Here is a 1303-nt window from a genome sequence, read left to right on the forward strand (position 1 = left end):
CGTTCTATTCGATCCGCTCGGAGCGGCTGTTGATGGAGCGGCTGGAATACGACCTTCTGTTCCGCTGGTTCGTCGGGATTGGCGTCGACGATGCGGCCTGGGATCATTCGGTGTTCTCCAAGAACCGTGACCGGCTGCTGGAGGGCGACATCGCTGCAAAGTTCCTGGCGGCGGTGCTGGCGCAACCCAAGGTGAAGAAGCTTCTGTCGACGGATCACTTCTCGGTCGACGGCACGCTGATCGAGGCCTGGGCGTCGATGAAGAGCGTCAAGCCGAAAGACGGCCCAAGCGGTGGTCATGGCGAGCCGCCTGCAGACGGCGGTGGACGCAATGCGGAAGCGGACTTCCACGGCGAGAGGCGATCGAACGAGACGCACACCTCGACCACCGACCCCGACGCCAGGCTCTACCGCAAAGGGCGGGGCAAGGAGGCGAAGCTCTGCTTCATGGGGCATGGGCTGATGGAGAACCGCCATGGCCTTCTGGTTGACGCCTGCCTGACGTTTGCCGACGGGCATGCCGAGCGGGTGGCGGCCCTGCACATGATCGAACCGCGAGCGGAGCGGCCACAGGCGATCACGCTCGGCGCCGACAAGGCCTACGACGCGGAAGACTTCGTCAATGAGCTGCGCTCGATGAGAGTGACGCCGCATGTAGCGCAGAACACGAGCGGCCGTAGTTCGGCGATCGACGGGCGCACGACGCGGCATAGCGGCTATGCTGTCAGTCAGCGTATTCGCAAGCGCATTGAAGAGGCGTTCGGCTGGATCAAGACGGTCGCCGGACAGGCGAAGACGAAGTTGCGCGGCCGCGACCGCGTCGGATGGGCCTTCACCTTCGCAGCCGCCGCCCACAATCTCGTGCGGTTGCCGAAGCTGCTGGCGGTGCCGACATGATCGCACCTGCCGGCTGTCAACTGATCGGCCGCTGGCGGATCATCGAAGCTGACCTGTGGGATCGCGGCTATCTCGACCTCGGCGGACCCGCCACGATCACCATTGGGGCCGACAACCACGGTGAGATCGCCTTTGGCGCCCTGCAAGCCGGCCTCGATCTCGGGTACGGGCCCTCAATGGTCTTCTTCACATGGGCCGGCTTCGATGAGATGGACGAAGTCACCGGCGACGGCTCCGCTGAACTGCTCGACGACGGCTCGATCGACATCACCTTCGCCTATCGCAACGGCGACGAGGCTATCCTCAAGGCCAAACGTGATCCTTCTTCAACAGATGGGGTGATTGGGGTCTCGCCCGAGCCAAGGTGCGGGCGGCTGCTCCTGTATGGATGTTAGAACGTGGTCGCC

Annotated in this window: 2 protein-coding genes; both read left to right on the forward strand. The window is 64.0% G+C overall.

Going from position 1 to position 1303, the window contains the following annotated elements; all coding sequences use genetic code 11:
- On the forward strand, positions 1–896 hold an 896-nt coding region (locus tag NKI20_RS33545; RefSeq protein ID WP_352838276.1), incomplete at its 5' end, for an IS5 family transposase.
- Positions 893–1291 carry a hypothetical protein gene (locus NKI20_RS33550; RefSeq protein WP_352838278.1) on the forward strand — a complete coding sequence of 133 codons (399 nt, stop codon included), beginning with the start codon at positions 893–895 and terminating at the stop codon, positions 1289–1291. The genes NKI20_RS33545 and NKI20_RS33550, both read left to right, overlap by 4 nt.
- Positions 1292–1303 lie beyond the last annotated feature (12 nt).

Source organism: Mesorhizobium sp. M0830 (assembly GCF_040319965.1).
Lineage (GTDB): Bacteria > Pseudomonadota > Alphaproteobacteria > Rhizobiales > Rhizobiaceae > Mesorhizobium.